This is a genomic window from Psychrobacter sp. WY6 (assembly GCF_018448495.1).
In the GTDB taxonomy this organism is placed as follows: domain Bacteria; phylum Pseudomonadota; class Gammaproteobacteria; order Pseudomonadales; family Moraxellaceae; genus Psychrobacter.
Genome location: NZ_CP049902.1, coordinates 159243 through 175691, shown reverse-complemented (window position 1 = coordinate 175691; position 16449 = coordinate 159243). Strand labels below are relative to the sequence as shown.

14 protein-coding genes and 2 pseudogenes are annotated in these 16449 nt (G+C 42.4%); 14 read left to right on the top strand and 2 right to left on the bottom strand.

Going from position 1 to position 16449, the window contains the following annotated elements:
* Positions 1–12: 12 nt before the first annotated feature.
* Both G7Y90_RS00910 and G7Y90_RS17595 read right to left on the bottom strand, forming a co-directional pair.
* On the bottom strand, positions 13–1416 hold the full coding sequence (locus tag G7Y90_RS00910; RefSeq protein WP_250163152.1) for an efflux RND transporter periplasmic adaptor subunit: 1404 nt from the start codon (positions 1414–1416) through the stop codon (positions 13–15).
* Positions 1417–1719: 303 nt separating this feature from the next.
* A complete protein-coding gene (locus G7Y90_RS17595) occupies positions 1720–1854 on the bottom strand; it encodes a hypothetical protein (protein ID WP_284143798.1) in 135 nt (44 codons plus the stop codon).
* Positions 1855–2116: 262 nt separating this feature from the next.
* Between G7Y90_RS17595 and pilG the strand changes: the two genes are divergently transcribed.
* The 14 genes and pseudogenes from pilG (at position 2117) to G7Y90_RS00845 (ending at position 16393) form a co-directional block, all read left to right on the top strand.
* Complete coding sequence (pilG, locus tag G7Y90_RS00905; protein ID WP_045453505.1) at positions 2117–2494, top strand: twitching motility response regulator PilG; 378 nt, start codon at positions 2117–2119, stop codon at positions 2492–2494.
* A 280-nt stretch (positions 2495–2774) separates the two neighbouring features.
* A complete protein-coding gene (locus G7Y90_RS00900) occupies positions 2775–3137 on the top strand; it encodes a response regulator (RefSeq protein WP_045444033.1) in 363 nt (120 codons plus the stop codon).
* 3 nt (positions 3138–3140) lie between these two features.
* Entirely contained in the window at positions 3141–3671 is a 531-nt protein-coding gene (locus G7Y90_RS00895) for a chemotaxis protein CheW (RefSeq protein WP_055124771.1), read from the top strand.
* A 515-nt stretch (positions 3672–4186) separates the two neighbouring features.
* Positions 4187–5260 (top strand): annotated as a pseudogene (locus tag G7Y90_RS00890) (methyl-accepting chemotaxis protein); the annotation flags it as partial.
* Positions 5261–5372: 112 nt separating this feature from the next.
* Positions 5373–6347: a CheR family methyltransferase gene (locus tag G7Y90_RS00885; protein ID WP_250163151.1), complete on the top strand. Its 975-nt coding sequence runs from the start codon at positions 5373–5375 to the stop codon at positions 6345–6347.
* 30 nt (positions 6348–6377) lie between these two features.
* Positions 6378–9950, top strand: a complete 3573-nt coding sequence (locus G7Y90_RS00880) for an Hpt domain-containing protein (RefSeq protein ID WP_250163150.1) — start codon at positions 6378–6380, stop codon at positions 9948–9950.
* A gap of 7 nt (positions 9951–9957) precedes the next feature.
* Positions 9958–10731, top strand: coding sequence for an Hpt domain-containing protein (locus G7Y90_RS00875; protein ID WP_250163149.1), 774 nt, complete (start codon positions 9958–9960; stop codon positions 10729–10731).
* 11 nt (positions 10732–10742) lie between these two features.
* Positions 10743–13277, top strand: coding sequence for a response regulator (locus G7Y90_RS00870; protein WP_250163148.1), 2535 nt, complete (start codon positions 10743–10745; stop codon positions 13275–13277).
* Positions 13278–13438: 161 nt separating this feature from the next.
* Entirely contained in the window at positions 13439–13789 is a 351-nt protein-coding gene (locus tag G7Y90_RS00865; protein WP_201541006.1) for an IS630 transposase-related protein, read from the top strand.
* Positions 13764–14288 carry an IS630 family transposase gene (locus G7Y90_RS00860; RefSeq protein WP_201541007.1) on the top strand — a complete coding sequence of 175 codons (525 nt, stop codon included), beginning with the start codon at positions 13764–13766 and terminating at the stop codon, positions 14286–14288. Before G7Y90_RS00865 ends, G7Y90_RS00860 begins: the two co-directional genes overlap by 26 nt.
* 35 nt (positions 14289–14323) lie before the next feature.
* Entirely contained in the window at positions 14324–15187 is an 864-nt protein-coding gene (locus tag G7Y90_RS00855; RefSeq protein WP_250163147.1) for a chemotaxis protein CheB, read from the top strand.
* A 17-nt stretch (positions 15188–15204) separates the two neighbouring features.
* On the top strand, positions 15205–15720 hold the full coding sequence (locus G7Y90_RS00850) for a hypothetical protein (protein WP_201560524.1): 516 nt from the start codon (positions 15205–15207) through the stop codon (positions 15718–15720).
* Positions 15721–15845: 125 nt separating this feature from the next.
* A pseudogene (locus G7Y90_RS18760) lies at positions 15846–16238 on the top strand (cytochrome b); the annotation flags it as partial.
* Entirely contained in the window at positions 16220–16393 is a 174-nt protein-coding gene (locus G7Y90_RS00845) for a cytochrome b/b6 domain-containing protein (RefSeq protein WP_250163146.1), read from the top strand. The pseudogene G7Y90_RS18760 and the gene G7Y90_RS00845, both read left to right, overlap by 19 nt.
* Positions 16394–16449 lie beyond the last annotated feature (56 nt).

Here is a 16449-nt window from a genome sequence, read left to right as displayed (position 1 = left end):
AATACCAATGATTCAGAATACTCGCTTAATGCTATATATCGTACGGCCATATTGCCTAATTAAGCAGTTACAAAACAAGAGAGGCTTTGTTAATGTTTCTACACAATGTAACTGTCGGCATGCATAGCTATGAGACATTGACTTTTTACCTTTAGCATCAGCCGGTAAATCAGCCAAACAAATCAAACTATCGTTGCTAATACCAGCAATTAAATACTGCTTTGTGATAGGGTCATATTCGACTACTTCAATAGGCTGGCGTGTCAGGCGCTGATCTTGTCCAATAATCCACACGTTAGCAGTTAACGGTGACAGAGGCTTATATGGTGACGTTTGCAATTCTGTCAAGTCAACATCGTGCAACGCGCGCTTAGGTACGATGGTGCCCACATCTATTTGACCATAATTAACCCGCCCCGTGACTTTCATATCTGGCAACAACTTGTCTCGACTTGCTTCATTGTCAATGACGTTAACATAGACCAACAGCTTTTTCGGCTGGCTGGTCGCGGTCAGTTTACTGACTTGTCCTGTGAACTGTTCCGACATACCTTCAGCTGTAAAATTGACAGTCTGACCAACTGAAAGTTGCGGTTCTGCTTGAATAGGTAGGGTCGCGATAAAGTGTAATTTAGTTTCATCGCTAATCTGTAATAAAGGCGTGCGCGCCTCTAGTTTTTGACCTGCTTTGGCATATAAGTTTTTTACACGACCAGAAAAACTGGCACGCACAGTGATCAAGTTATACTGATTCTGCTGCGGTTTTGAGCTCGCCGTGCTATTAGCGCTGGTTTTCATTGTTTTTAGGATTGCCGACTGCGTTTTTAGGAGCGCCCACTGTGGCGTTTGCTGCTGCCTCTTCTTTATTAGCAATTGGGTCGTTTTTAGTGGTTGTTGCACCATTTTCTGCTGTAGGTTGATTGGGTTTTGAGCTAGCGTCCGTTTTTTTGAGTGTGTTTGCTTTACATCAACCGCATCGTTCGTCATTTCAGAATTTGGGGCAACGCTGTTCGATGCCGAAGATTGTTTCTTGACCGGGTTAGATGCATCTGCTGTTTTGCTTTCTGATTGCACGCGTCGAACAATAAGCAGCGGCATATCTTTTTCTACCCATTGACCCTCAGTAACCAGTATTTCTTCGACGTTAATGGGGTATGCAGCGACAAGCTTAGTCTGTTTGATAGGTTCGATCTTACCTTGTAAACCAAGACTGGGCTGATAACGTGAAGGTTTTATGCTCAATATATGATCTGGCGTCATGGTCACACTATCGTCGGTAATGACAATAGGGGTATCTACAGTCTCACTATTTTCTGCAGTCACAGGCTCATTGGTAGGCGGTGATGGCTGACAGGCAGCAAGAAGAAAAGCACTCAGTAGATAGGTGCTATTTTTTAAAAATTTAGAAGCCGTCATAGCAGTCACCATAGTAGTCATCGTTTTATTATATAGTGAATTGCCACTGGGTGAAATAAGTGCGGAAAACTTAATAAACCACTGACATTAAGGCTACTAAATCCAGTCATTAGCTAAGGTAGGAGGGATGGTAAGTCTGAACATATTTTTATATTACTGACCAGTTCGGATATTGGCTCACTCATAACTGGAAATTAGTCGATAACTGTGCTAAAACAACATAACAAAATACAATGATACATTTTTATCACAAAAGAAAATTATTCAGCAATGTGCCAAGCGTTTCTATATAATGCAGAAATATCATAAGGTTGATGGTTCTTCTGCTTCGGGCTTACCTCTTTTATCGTCATCGTCATGGTCATGGTCATCAGTAATAAAAGGTACTTTACCTTGTTTGAAGCCAAATACGGTTGCAGTGGACGATAATAAAAGCAAAATAAGTTGTCTAAAAAGCCATAGATTTGGCGCAATTTAGTAAGCTTATTAATTAGAAAGTGCGTATAGTAGCCCATGTTGACGCTCTGTTTGACAGGCAGATACTGGCAGATGATATGTCGACTGTCATAACATATGGTAATGCAAATTTAGCGTCTCATATCAGTCCAATAATGGATGATATGACAAGTTGAAATAACCGTTAAATTTTTGCATTGATGGATGGTATTAAGAATAAATAGTCGTTTATAGGACACTGATAATGGAAAATAATTTTGATGGTTTAAAAGTAATGGTAATTGATGATTCAAAAACCATTCGCCGTACCGCAGAGACTTTATTACAAAAAGCGGGTTGCGAAGTTGTGACCGCCATTGATGGTTTTGATGCTTTAGCAAAAATTGTCGATAACAATCCAGATATTATTTTTGTCGACATCATGATGCCGCGTTTGGATGGCTATCAGACTTGTGCGCTAATAAAAAATAACCCTGATTATGCCAGCAAACCTGTGATTATGTTGTCGTCTAAAGATGGCTTATTTGACAAAGCGCGTGGTCGTATCGTGGGTTCAGATGAGTATCTGACCAAGCCATTTAGTAAAGATGAGCTGTTCGAGGCAATTAATCAGTACCGCTAATATAAATAAGTCCGCTTGTAGATATATCGTTAAATATCGTCTTACAAGTTGGTATCATTTATGCATTGCTATGCTTTATAGAATCAGATAAATTAGGCTAGGCATTACGGTTAAGAGATTTAGTATTGATAAAATATTACTAATAATTGCTTAATATTTAATCGAAACTGTTAAGAGAGTGGCCCTGCCATTCATGGTTGGCGTGCTACTTTCAGTCGGATTGTCTCAATAATATAACAACATATCCTTATGGATACTTTCGAAAATAAAGGAAATTCCTATGACTACAGTTTTAGTCATTGACGACTCACCATCTGAGATGGCGAAATTTCGCGACATGCTTGCCAGACATAATTTTAAAGTATTAGAGGCCATAAATGGTGAGCAAGGTTGCCAGATGGCGATTGATCACTTACCAGATGTCATTTTAATGGACGTGGTTATGCCTGAGATGAACGGTTTTCAGGCCACTCGTAAAATTACTCGAGGTAAAACCACCGCGCATATTCCAGTGATTATGATCAGTACCAAAAATCAGGAAACCGATCGAGTTTGGGGAAAACGCCAAGGCGCTAAAGAGTATATGGCTAAGCCCGTTGACGAAAATGGATTGGTTAATATCATTCGTAAAGTAATGGAGTAGATTGTGGCTTCCAGAGGGTTTATTGAGCTTCTGCGTTTAGCAGACTTGGCACGCGCGCGCAAAAGTGGACGCCGCGGTGGACAAGAGTATGACTGGCAAGGTGTGGTATTCGAGATTGGCGGACAGCGGTTAGTTGCACCGATGGGTCAAGTATCAGAAGTATTGGCCATGCCAGAGTATACCAGCTTGCCTCTAGTGAAGCCTTGGATGCTAGGCATCGCCAATATTCGCGGACGCCTATTGCCAATCACTGATTTGTCTCAGTTTCTACAGGTTCCTAGTCGTTTAACGCAAATGAGCCAACGCAAAGTCATTGTCATTGAACATGACAATCTCTTTTCAGGACTGTTAGTGGATCAAGTTATTGGGATTGAACAATTTACGCATGATCAATACCGTGCAGAAGCTATAGAGCCTAATTCGCCCTTTGCTCCTTATAATCACGGTAAGTTCTTTAAAAATGAGCAAGATTGGTATGTTTTTATGCCAAGCCTGCTCGCACAAGACCTGCAGTATACCGATGCTGCAATATAGCAGTCGATAACAGCTATCTGGCTGCTATAACGATGACGAAATAATAGCGAATGACATGATACAGTTGGGTGTCAGTATTCATACAGGCTTTGCTAATCACTGTTGTTTTATAGCAATAAGATTGTCAAAGTCAGTCACGATGAGACTTTGATGATTGTTTGAAAGGAATACGTACGATGAGTGATGTTATAAAGAAACCTGTAGCTGGTACGACCAATACAACAGATGGCAAGGACGCTAATAGCAAGTGGAAGTTATTGTTAGGGTTTTTTGTGCTAATAAGTGTGGCCTGCCTGATTTGGCTGGTCAATTCGTTATCGTCAGTAAGTCAGTACTTGGCTGATTTTAATCAATCCGTTACTTTACCAGCGATTATATTTGTCGTAGGGGTATTAGGCATCCTCTTTGCTCTGTATCAGTTACTGAAGCAGCGTGGGGGATCAGAGCGTCTACTCATTGAAAAAGAAACCTTGCGTCGTCGTCAGGAAGCAGAAGCGGAATCTGAGCGAGCGCGTCAAATTCAAGAAGAAAACGAACGTAACCAGATTGCTATTCTACGTCTACTTGATGAATTGGGTGATTTAGCAGAAGGTGATTTGACGGTTAATGCCACCGTATCAGAAGATTTTACTGGGGCAATTGCTGACTCAGTGAACTTTGCGATTGACCAATTACGTCAATTGGTTTTGGTTATTAACAACACGGCTGACCGCGTTTCGCAGTCTTCAGACCAAACACAGATGAATGCAGTCGAACTTGCTGAAGCATCTGAGCACCAAGCACAAGAAATTGCTGGTGTATCAGCGGCTATTAATGAGATGACAGTATCGATTGACCAAGTTTCGAACAACGCTTCAGAATCAGCGACTGTTGCTCAGCGCTCAGTAGCCATCTCTCATAATGGAGCGGAAGTTGTACAGCGCTCTATTGAAGGTATGAACGTGATTCGTGATCAGATTCAAGAGACCTCAAAACGTATTAAACGTCTGGGTGAGTCTTCGCAAGAAATTGGTGATATCGTTGGTTTGATTAATGATATTGCTGACCAGACCAACGTTTTGGCATTGAATGCTGCTATTCAGGCATCGATGGCAGGTGAGGCTGGTCGAGGCTTTGCGGTCGTTGCTGATGAAGTCCAACGTCTTGCTGAGCGTTCAGCTAACGCTACCAAGCAGATTGAAACCTTGGTAAAAACCATTCAGGCAGATACCAACGAAGCAGTTATGTCAATGGAATCGACGACCTCTGAAGTTGTGCGCGGTGCACGTTTGGCAAAAGATGCTGGTGAAGCGCTAGAAGAAGTGCAGAGCGTTTCTAATACCTTGGCTGACTTGATTCAAAACATCTCAAACGCCGCTTTGCAGCAGGCAGAATCTGCTGGTCACATCTCTCATACGATGAATATTATTCAAGATATTACCTCACAGACCTCTTCTGGCACAATGGCAACCGCGCGCTCTATTGGTGAGCTGAGCGAAATGGCTGCAGCATTGCAAGAGTCAGTCACTGGTTTTAAAGTATCGAACGATGATGAGCTACTAGAAAACGAGATGTTGGATACCGAAGAAGCGTTATCAGCAAGTGTGTAATGACAAGTGTTAACGTCAAGTAGGTGTTAGACCACTGACCGTTTTTAAATTAATGTGTTAATAATATACTGTGCAGATACGATGATTTGCAGCAGTGACTATAGCAGGTGACGTGAATAATTTTACTCAACCAGATAGCAACTCTATCAAAGCAGTCAAGCCCTCGTTGATTAAGGGTTTGCTGCAGGCAGACAGTTTTGATGTGCAGCAGTGGCAGCGATATATAGAACAAGAGATTGGTTTCGTTCTACCCAATGTCCAGCTGCAATGGTTGATAAATGCGATTGAACATACGGCATTATCACATGGATTGACAGTTGAAAAGCTGTGGTGTCAACTACCAAAAAACGATGAAGTACGCCAACAGTTATTGGATAAAGTACTGATTCACGAAAGTCGTTTTTTTCGTCATATGCCTTCTATCGATTTTGTCACAAAGTGTGCATTACAGCATCAGCGCCAGCAGCTTACTGCCAATAGTACTGATCGTGGTCACAACAATGATGCTAATGATTTATTTCGCATTTGGAGTGTTGGTTGTGCCAGTGGACAAGAAACATGGTCATTGGCAATGAGCTTGGCTTCTGAACAATTGATTAATTATACGATATTGGGTACAGATGTTAGCCAACAAGCCATTACGAAAGCACGACTAGGGCAGTATGATAAGCGGCAGCAGTCGTTAATTCCAGACCTGTGCCAGCAGTTCGTTCAGCCATTGCGAGCTAAGTGTGATATCAGCCAATCGCATTTTTATAAGGTGTCTACCGCAAAAAAGGCGATGACTGGCACTCAGACCGACTGGCAGATTGCGCCAACGTTACGACGCTATGTTAGCTTCGCTTTACACAATATTATTGAGCAAAAACCACCCACTTCGCACCTTCAGCATGTCATTATCTGTCAAAATATGCTGCTATATTTTCGCAAGTTTGATCAGCGTGATATTTTGGCAAGGCTATCAGAGCAGTGTGCGTTAGGTGGATATATTATATTGGCTCCAGGTGAGGCGTTGTTTTGGCGTCCTTCAAATATGCGCCGTATTGCGCACCCACAGGTTAATGTGTGGCAAAAAATTAATGTCTAAATTAGTGCCTAGACAAGTTAGGATAACCCTATGAAAAACCAGCCCAATGACATAGTGACGCTTGAGTGGTTATTACCACTGTTTAATCAGCAATTATCACAGATATCTGATGGCTGGCAGTTAGACGCTGATAGCACTGATTACGATCAGATGGTGCAACATTATCATCAGGTTGGCGGCGCGCTAACGATGATTCGCCTTAATTTATTAGCAGGTCTTGCCAATAAACTGAGCTTGCTGGCAGACGTTAGCAGTCGCGATAGTATTTCTGCTAACGACCGCCGCATTGGTCAGTTTTCTCATCGCTTACTACAGCGTGAGTTGAATCAATACGCAGGTATGGGTAATCAAAACACCATTTTAATTGATAATGCTGCTGACGAGCTTACTCAAGCACTATCGAAACTGGGGGTAGCGCCAGATATCTCGGTCAGCTTGGCGAATACTCAGCATAAGAATCTAAATAATCATGCTATCGATGATCATATTATCGATGGTATTAATAGCATCGAAGTGATGATGCCGGCGAATAGAACGGCGACGCATTTAGCTGATTATCACTATCAACAATTATTACTGGTTTGGCGACAGCAAGTACAAGCGTTATTGAGTGCCAATACCAATCAGCCGTCCTTATTGACTACACTAGAAAGAGTTAGCCAATACTTATGGCAGACCACTCAACATGATGACTTACAACGCCTTTGGTACTTAACGGAACTGTGGCTAAATGACCTTGCTCATAATGATACCCCATTACCTGAGCATTATGCGTCATTGCTAAGTCAGCTGGATCAAGTAATAGAGTCTCGCACTCAGCAAGCTCAGTTGTCATCAAGCGTTATTCGAAGCTTAATCATAAGGGTATGTCGAACTAAATGCCTTGCTCAAAGTAGCAAGCGCACTCAGTCACTCCTAAATGATTTGTCGCAAACGTCGTCAACGGGATCACGTTTTTTACCACGTATACTCAGTGAGCTTGAGACACTTATCTTTACTTTGGATAAGCCAGACACGCTTCTCATTCCTTTACAGAAAATACAAAGTCAACTCGAAGGTCGAGGTTGGACTTATTACGTGTCGCAAATACATGCAATTGCTACAGACATAGAGCAGGCTCTATCATCAGAAACAGGATTTGCGCAAGAACAATGGCAGATTGAGCGTCAGCTTCAAGAGCTATATAACGCTATCTATCATACTGAACAGACGATATCTCTCAAGATAGGGGATGCTGCTTCTTTTACGACATTGTCTGCAACGTTTGAAGGTATTGAAACGCAGTCGGAAACAAGTCCTGCGACAGCTTCTGTTGGTGGAAGTTTACGTGAGCTGCGCATCGCGGTAGAAGATGTCAAACAAAGCTTCCATGAATATGTACAGCGTCAAGACATTGACTTACTGCCCATTGCTGCTGATTTTACCGATATTGGTGATGCTTTTGCCGACATGGGATTGCCATCAATTCGTCAAACCATGAATGATATGGCAAGCATATTTACACAATTGACCATTCATGAGATTGACGTACTCAGTTGGGATGTGACTCAGGCATTGGCTGAAGGGCTAACGTCTATTGAATTGTTGCTTGACTACCTTGCACAGCAGGTTTTTGACCAGCAGCTATTAATGCGGGCAAATGAGTATACTGCGACGGCCGCCCAACTTCTTACTCATTATATTGCATCGCCAGAGACGATTAGCGACACTTTCCTTACCCAAAAATCCGTAGCGACCAACGTATTGCGTTACGATGATAGTGGCGAGATTGCTCCTGCTAATAGTCAAAATGATGTTGCTAACCAAGCTTTGACTGATGTAGATCATGAGCGTGTGGTAGGGCAAGATACGGCTGATGGTGATAGTACGGAGAGTGACGCATTAACGCGTGCTCGTGAGCAAGTTAAGCCTGATAATTTTGAGATGGACGCAGAGATTCGTGACATCTTTATCGAAGAGGTGACGGAAGTCATTGCTGATTTAGAAGACTTTTTACCTATTTGGCAGCAAGATTCAAAGGATTTAACCCCACTCACTGAGGTGCGTAGAGGGTTCCATACCTTAAAAGGCTCAGGACGTATGGTTGGGGCTTTTAGCATCAGCGAAATGGCATGGTCAATCGAAAATCTGCTCAATCGTCTGTTAGATAAGACGCTGCCTGTCACAGATGACGTCGTAAATCTGGTGATGGATACGGCAAAACGGCTACCAGCATTAGTGGTAGATTTTGAAGCACAACAATCTCCAAGCTTTGATCCTGCTGTCACTATTCTACAAAGCCATAACCTCATGACACAGCAACCTATCAATGCTGGGCTGACCATATTAGATGCTGTCACTGCTGATTCAGACTCAGCACTATCTCAACCATTTGATGATGATGCTGAATTGCTAAGTGCTCTCGACATGAGCAATGAGTCAAACGAGACAACTGCTGATAGTACAAAGAGCACTGCTGTTGCTTCCTTATCTGCTATTGATATTCCAGCGATACTCAAACCCTTTATGCAAGAAACTGAGCAGCTAGCGGCAGATGCTCATGATGCCGATCCTGATATTAAAGAGATATTCTTAGAAGAAGCTGATGAAGTATTGGCTGAGATTGTACCTTTATATGAAGATTGGCGATTATTGCCAGCTGACTTAAGCGGATTGGTGGATATTCGTCGTGGGTTCCATACCTTAAAAGGTTCCGGTCGTATGGTCGGTGCAAATTATACGGCTGAGCTGGCTTGGGCTATAGAAAATATGCTTAATCGCATTTTGGATCATAGTGTGACTGTCTCAGCAGATATGCGTCAGCTTATTGCTGATGTGCTAGCTGCCTATCCTACGATGCTAACAGTATTTGAAAATGACAGCCAAAATTATCCAGCGATGGTGCCTTTATGGATCGCATGCGCCAATGCTTATAGCAAACAGCAAGGGGACGAATTTAGCTATTCTGCCTTGTATGAGCAAGCATCAAATAGTTCTGAGGATGAGACCATCCAAGCGTCAGTACTGTCGCCTGCTATTGATGAGCATAGCCCGACCCAAGATAATCTTAATACAGAGATAGATACCACGCTGCAGACGATTAATTCTGTCAATGAAATGATAGCAGAAGCGCCTATTTATTTAGCACCGCAAAGCGAAGAAGAAAAAATGTTTTGTGAGATTTTTATCGACGAAGCAGAAGGACTGTTGCAAGATATTGACCAATTCGTTGATGAGCATCAAGATCAGTCTTATATTGAAGTGACGGATGAGATTGTACGCGCATTCCATACCTTGCGAGGGGCTTCAGGTTCTAGCGCTTTAGCAGCGATCAGCGAGGTTAGCGCAACGATAGAGCATAGCTTAGAGCTACTACAGCAGCAAGATACTGCGATGAATGCTCAACATCTAGAAGCATTGGCGAAGTCTGCTACGCTAATGGACGGTTATTTGAACAACTACAAGCAAAACGTTCAGCCGCAAAATATATCGATCGAAGATGCACAAAGTCAGCAAGACATAGCCTCATTGCAAGCCATGCTTGGTGATCAATACGTCATTAGCGATGATAAGGTCACGGCTGATAACAAACCAACGATAGAGCAGTTGTTAGATAAATATTGATGAACTATTGGATGCTGAGTGGGAATTAGATGACGCACTTAATCACTCTGAGACAGCACATGTTCAGGGCTATATATCGCAGCAAATATCGCAAATAGCTTACTTAGCCAATAAAGCAGAAGCGTTTCCAAAATTCACCTCTATTCTCAATGAGTTGGGTCACGCTTATGCCTATTTGAGTGATAATATTGATACGGTAAGAAATATCGATACCCAGTCGGTTTTACACGCTGGTCATGCTCAATTGGTTGGTTTGTTCGACGCATTGGCTGGTAGCACGTCATTGAAGATTGACCAACAAGTTATTGAAGATCTACAACGTATTTACCAAGACGATGATAGCAATGGTGATGAGAGTGTCTTTGTCGTGAGAGCCGTTGCAGCACCTGAGCTACAGCTTGAATCTATTGATACTGATGCTGAGCTATTAGAGATATTTTTAGAAGAAGCTCAAGAGCTCGATGCCGCGCTGGATGAGAGTTTTAATAAGTGGCGTGCTGATATCAGCAATATAAATGCGCTAAAAGTTTTACAGCGCCATCTGCACACTATCAAAGGTGGTGCGCGAATGGCAGGTATTCGTAGTATTGGTGATCTGACCCATGAAGCTGAAAGTGTCTATGAAGCATTTGTAGAGAATAGAAGAATACCGACACCACAATGGCTTGAAATAATGCAAATAGTGCAAGACACAATGTCGTTGCAAGTACTGCATATCGTAAATCATAAAAAATCATTTTTTGCTTCAGCGCTGATAGAGCAGTCATACAACAGTTTGTAAAAGCCCAAGCCTTGCCAGAAACGGTAGAGCTAATCATACCTATACCGAAAACCCACTTCGAACCTGAAGCACAAAATAGGGTGGCTAACAACGCTCACCTCAGCGCTGACGTATCTGATACCTTGAGCCTAGACATGATGATTAAACAGTCATGGGCGAATGGTTTGCCAGATCCTGATATATTGTCGGTGTTTTTAGAAGAAGCTGAAGAGCTTACCAATCGTAATAAGTATCTGCAACTGTTCTTAACAGATACCAATAATACGACAGCATTACAGGCATTGCAGCGTGATTTGCATACCATCAAAGGTGGCGCACGAATGGTCACCGCAGCTGGTATCGCTGATCTGGCACATGAAATGGAATCGGTTTATACAGATTTTGTAGATAATCGTCGTCCTGCTACCAAAAAAGTATTGGAGTTGCTGGTTGCCAGTCATGACTGGCTTGCTGATGCAATATCTATCCTTATACAACATGTCAATCCACCGACGCCTGCGCTATTGATTGAGGCATTGCAGCAATTTAGTAAAAATCCTGACAGCTTAAAGCAAATTCCTAAAGAATCCCTACAATCGCAGCATGAAGCGCTCTTTATTGCTAGAGAACAGCAAGACTCACAGTATCTGGCAAAAGATATTAGCGAGATGCCCTCTATGCTCAGCAGTACGGGTGAGGAAGATCAGAGTGCCAATAATAATGAGATGATTCGTATCTCAGGTGGTTTGATCGAGCATATGATTAACCTGTCTGGTGAGTCAGCCATCAACCGTGCTCGTATCGATATGGGCATGAGTAGCTTGACCAATAGTATCGAAGATATGGGTATTACGGTACAGCGCTTGGCTGATCAGTTACGTCGAATGGAAATCGAGCTTGAGGCGCAGATCTTGTCGCAGATAGACGATGAGCTGATTAATCATGAAGGGTTTGACCCTCTAGAGATGGATCAATATTCTTCTTTAAATCAGTTATCCAAATCTTTGACAGAGTCAGCCTCAGATTTGATTGATATTAATCATACTTTATTAGAAAAAACACGAGACAGTGAAAGCCTTTTATTACAGCTGTCTCGTACACAGACCGAGTTGCAAGATGGGCTTATGAATTCACGTATGGTGCCGTTTACGCGCTTAACGCCACGTCTTGAGCGTATCGTACGACAAACTGCCAATGAGCTGAATAAATCTGTCGAATTAACGATCATCAATGCCGATGATGAGATGGATAGAACCATTCTAGAGCGCATCACTTCACCGCTTGAACATATGCTCCGTAACGCCGTCGATCATGGTATCGAAAATACCTCAACGCGTTTAAAAGCAGGTAAAGAGCGTAGTGGTCGCATTACTCTTGAGGTAAATCGAGAAGGTAGTGAGATTGTCATTCAGTTAATAGATGACGGTCGCGGCATCGATGTAGAAGCCGTTCGTAACAAAGCCATTTCTCAAGGCTTGATTGATGCCAATGATAACAGCCTAACAGATCTTGATATCATGCAGTATATTTTCCATGCTGGATTGAGTACCAGTAAGCAAGTGACGCAGATTTCTGGACGTGGCGTGGGCATGGATGTGGTCATCAGCGAGATTCGTCAATTAGGTGGTGCTGTATCGGTTGTCTCAGAGCTGGGTAAAGGCTCACGCTTTACGATGCGCTTACCACTGACGGTTGCGGTATCTGATGCATTGGTTGTGCGTGCCGCGGATCGCTATTATGCGATACCTTTAGTACAGATTGAGCGTGTGGTACGAATTAATCCAGAAAAGCTTTATGACTATTATCAGTCAGGCGATGCAACGTTGAACTTTGAAGATGTTGATTATCGAGTGCGTTATTTAAATGAGATTTTGTCAGGCAATGAGCTGAATGAGCTGGTCGTTAATACCAATACCAGTTTGCCACTTATTATCATTAAGAATCGTAGCGGACAAAATATTGCATTACAGGTTGATCAGATTGCAGGGTCACGTATTGAAGTCGTGGTCAAACCTCTAGGACAACAGTTATCGAATCTACCAGGTATTTCAGCAGCGACTATCATGGGCGATGGTTCAGTAATGCTTATCTTAGACCTGATTGCTTTGATGCGTAATGCGCAGTTGGTCAAAAATATCTCGCAATCTGCTGATGCTAAACGGAGTCGTTTAGAGTTTAAGTCTACTATTTTAGTGGTTGATGACTCTGTTACCGTACGTAAAGTGACGTCACGTTTCTTAGAGCGCCAAGGGTTTACTGTGGCCGTGGCAAAAGATGGTATCGATGCAATTGAGATATTACAAGACATGATACCAGACATGATATTGCTCGACATTGAGATGCCACGCATGGATGGTTTCGAGGTGGCTACTCAAGTGAGACACAGCAAGCGCTTACAACATATCCCAATCATCATGATCACATCACGTACAGGTGAAAAGCATCGTGAGCGTGCACTAGAGATTGGCGTGAACGATTACATGGGTAAGCCATTCCAAGAACAAGAGCTACTTAATAAAATCCAGCACATACTGGGTCAAAAGGTCAGCGTAACTTATGAAGGATAATGCACGTGTCTTGGCGCTAAGAGGAAAAAACAAGGACGATATTAAGGTGATGGTAGTGGCAGAAGACCATCATCAGCGTATGGCCTTTTCAGATACTGTATAGTGCATTAAGTATAAAAATGTTATAAGATAAAACATCTCAACAGATATACTCAATTATCATGACTTACTCACTAGATTATCGCAAACAAGTTCTTAAAAGCTTAGCAGATGGCATGACCTTTGCCGAGGCAGCCTCTTTTTATGACATTAGTCCAACCACTATTCAAAAGTGGAAGAAACGGCTGCATAGTAAGAGCACTCGCAATGTTACGCCATCAAAAATACCGGATGATGCACTACGCAAAGACGTTGAGCGTTACCCTGATGACTATCACTATGAGAGAGCAAGACGGTTCAACTGTACTGCCCCAGCCATTTGTGAGGCTTTAAAACGCCTAGGCATCAGTCAAAAAAAAGACCTTAGAGCATCCAAAAGCATGTCCAATAAAAAGAGCGGCGTATCAGAGTAAGCTTGATAACTTTAAACAGCAAGGTTATCCCATTGTGTATATGGACGAAAGCGGTTTTGAAAGCCAGACCATTCGTCCTCATGGTTATGCACCGATAGGCAAACCCTGTATCGACAGCTACAACTGGCAAGGTAAAAAGCGAACCAACGTCATTGGGGCTCTATATGAAAAGATGCTATTTGCACTGGATTACTTTGAACACAACATTAACAGCGGCATATTCTACGATTGGTGCAAACACACCCTAATCCCAAGCCTTAAAACCAAATGCGTGATTGTCATGGATAACGCTCGGTTTCATAAAAGTAGACGTATCCAAAAATTACTGAACAGGCATGGTCATCGTATCCTATGGCTGCCGCCGTACAGCCCAGACTTGAACCCTATTGAGAAAAAATGGGCTCAAGTGAAGTTTCTACGCCAAGGGTGGATGGAAAATGACTTATCCAAATTATTTTATGATGTTTGTCCTAGACATAACACTTTTGTTTTGAACTGACTATACGCAGTTGTGGTTTTAGCCTTGTTGGCTGTATGTCACGGGCGCAACTGCAAGAAAAACAGGGGCGCTCTGATACCTCGATTGACATCTGGCTAATAGATAGTGATTACGACGACAGTGTGGTAGCCGCGACCACGGCATCTAAGCCTGCTGCGGTGTTGGTGGGTTTTAGTCAAGCACCTTACTTAAATGAAGCGCCGCAATATGCCAAATGGCAGCGCAAATTAAAGCGTAAGCTGGCACATATGTTGGCATTACCCGTTTTAATGGATGCACCCGTGCACAAACCTGATAATGCTGATGCAGACTGGCGCTACGTAGTATTTTTGGGTGCTTCTATGGGTGGGCCTAGTGCTATAAAAGAATTTTTGGATAACTTGTCGGCGACGCTACCGGTGTGTATTTTGCTGGCGCACCATTTTAATAAAACGATGATTGGCACACTGCCACGCATCCTGAATCGCCATAATGACTGGCATTGTCAGGTGATTACTTCTTCGCAGCGTTTAAGAGCAGGACAGTGTCTTATAGCTCCTATTGATAAACAAATTGTTTGTGACTCTACCGGTCGAGTCATATTGCTAGAGCAAGCTTGGGAGGGTGAGTATAAGCCCGCGATTGGTCAGATTCTCAAAAACACCAGCGACGTTTATGGTAGCGAGCTTATCAATATTATATTTTCTGGCATGGGTAATGATGGTTCGCAGTATCTGGATCTTATTCAAGAGAATAACAGTCAATTGTGGGTACAAGATCCCAGCTTAAGCGCTTGCCCAAGTCAACCTCAGGCGATTATTGATTCAGGGTATTGTGGTTTTATTGGCAGTCCAGCGGATTTAGCACAAAAACTAACAGATTATATTGATGAAAGATTAGTAGTAGCCTCTTTGCATTAACTGATTGTGAGCGATGTATGAAACAAATTTTGAAACATTCGTTTGAGGCAGTGAGTTTACTGACCACGAATAACGGTATGCTTGATGTCACTATTGTGCCAGCATTTGACCAACCTGACTGGCTTATTCCAAGCAGCCTGATTTTGAGTGTGGATGATTATAATGAGCGCACGGCAACCTATGAATGGCAGCAGCAAAAGGTAGTGGTATGTCATCTGCTACCACAGGATCAAATGCCAGATACCATGATTGTATTAGAGGGCAATACTACCGATCATCGTTTAGCTTTACAAACGGCAGGCGAGCTGCACCAGCGACAAGTGCGTATTTCTGAGGTCAAAGATATTGACGTTCCTGAGCAATTTAACAGCCCTAAGCATGCCGATAATATAGACAGCGACAAAACAGCCCTACCTTTTGATGAAAACGTTATGCTATCCTATCTTTTCCAAACGGTTATGATTGATGATAAGGCTTATTTGGTGCCCGACTTAGACAAAATTGCGCATCAATTGGTCGATTTAGACAGATAGCATCTCGCTTATATCGGGGTTTATTTCTACTATCAGAGAAATAGGGTTATCCAATTACTTTGATGATTGCTAATCGTTGAATGAGTGGTTGTTTTGTCTATAACATTGATGATAGATAATTAGTGATGAGGGTAATAGGACAGCTCATGAATAGTACCAATTCAAATGTGTCAAAGTGGCCAGTCAGCAGCCGGATATTTCACTGGATCAGTGCAGTTTTACTGTTGGTTACGTGGATAATGATTCTGTTGTACGATAATTTGGATAACAATCTTTATATTGGGTTGCATAAAGCGTTTGGTATTAGTTTGTTATGTTGGATGATAGCACGGGTGCTTAATCGTGTATTTATTAAGGCGCCGCCACCTGTACCGATGCCAAAGTGGCAGTTATTAGCCTCTAAACTGTCGCATTTTGGCTTATATGCTTTATTAATTGCAATGCCAATAGCTGGTTTGCTGATGTCCGTTTATGGTGGACGCCCCGTCGATTTTTTGGCTTGTTTCAAATCCCTGTATTTGTCACACCAGATAGAGGGTTGGCACGCTTTTATAATGACCTGCATACTGATATTATTTGGCCGACCATTATTGCCTTTACACTTATTCATATCGGTGCTGCTCTATATCATCAGTTTGTCAAAAAAGACAATTTGATAGCGCGTATAAAATAATGGTATCAAAATAATCGTAGGCTGCTATAGGTAAACCTACTATTTCATGCAATATA

What these genes read in the sequence shown, in the direction of transcription:
- G7Y90_RS00910 (WP_250163152.1), bottom strand. Translation starts at nt 1,416, where the DNA reads ATGACGGCTTCTAAATTTTTAAAAAATAGCACCTATCTACTGAGTGCT.
- pilG (WP_045453505.1), top strand. Translation starts at nt 2,117, where the DNA reads ATGGAAAATAATTTTGATGGTTTAAAAGTAATGGTAATTGATGATTCA.
- G7Y90_RS00900 (WP_045444033.1), top strand. Translation starts at nt 2,775, where the DNA reads ATGACTACAGTTTTAGTCATTGACGACTCACCATCTGAGATGGCGAAA.
- G7Y90_RS00880 (WP_250163150.1), top strand. Translation starts at nt 6,378, where the DNA reads ATGAAAAACCAGCCCAATGACATAGTGACGCTTGAGTGGTTATTACCA.
- G7Y90_RS00865 (WP_201541006.1), top strand. Translation starts at nt 13,439, where the DNA reads ATGACTTACTCACTAGATTATCGCAAACAAGTTCTTAAAAGCTTAGCA.
- G7Y90_RS00855 (WP_250163147.1), top strand. Translation starts at nt 14,324, where the DNA reads ATGTCACGGGCGCAACTGCAAGAAAAACAGGGGCGCTCTGATACCTCG.
- G7Y90_RS00850 (WP_201560524.1), top strand. Translation starts at nt 15,205, where the DNA reads ATGAAACAAATTTTGAAACATTCGTTTGAGGCAGTGAGTTTACTGACC.